Origin of the sequence: Virgibacillus salexigens (assembly GCF_014905415.1) — a bacterium.
Classification (GTDB): domain Bacteria; phylum Bacillota; class Bacilli; order Bacillales; family Amphibacillaceae; genus Virgibacillus; species Virgibacillus salexigens.
Window position 1 is genome coordinate 1 of sequence record NZ_BNEO01000038.1, and the last position, 435, is coordinate 435.

Below are 435 nucleotides of genomic sequence, written 5' to 3' on the forward strand. Positions count from 1 at the left end.
TTATAAAGGATTAGTTCGCTATTGGTTGACATTTAATGAAATTAATATGCTCCTTCATGCTCCATTTATGGGAGCAGGACTTGTTTTTGAAGAAGGAGAAAATAAAGAACAAGCCAAATACTTAGCCGCTCATCATGAACTATTAGCATCGGCTTTAGCAACAAAAATTGGACATGAAGTTGACCCAGAAAATAAGATAGGCTGCATGTTAGCTGCTGGAGATTACTATCCATTTGATTGTAATCCAGAAAATGTTTTTGAAGCTCAAAAACAAAATCATGATAATCTCTTTTTCATTGATGTTCAATCTCGTGGAAAATATCCAAACTACCTTTTAAAGAGATTAGAGCGTGAAGAAATTACACTTCCGATTGAAAAAGGCGACTTAGAAATCCTTGCTGAAAACACAGTTGACTTTATTTCATTTAGTTACTA

At 33.8% G+C, this 435-nt stretch carries 1 protein-coding gene; it reads left to right on the plus strand.

Going from position 1 to position 435, the window contains the following annotated elements; translation table 11 throughout:
- Positions 1–435: family 1 glycosylhydrolase (locus tag JKP73_RS22110; RefSeq protein WP_200411978.1), on the plus strand; the 435-nt coding region annotated here is incomplete at both ends.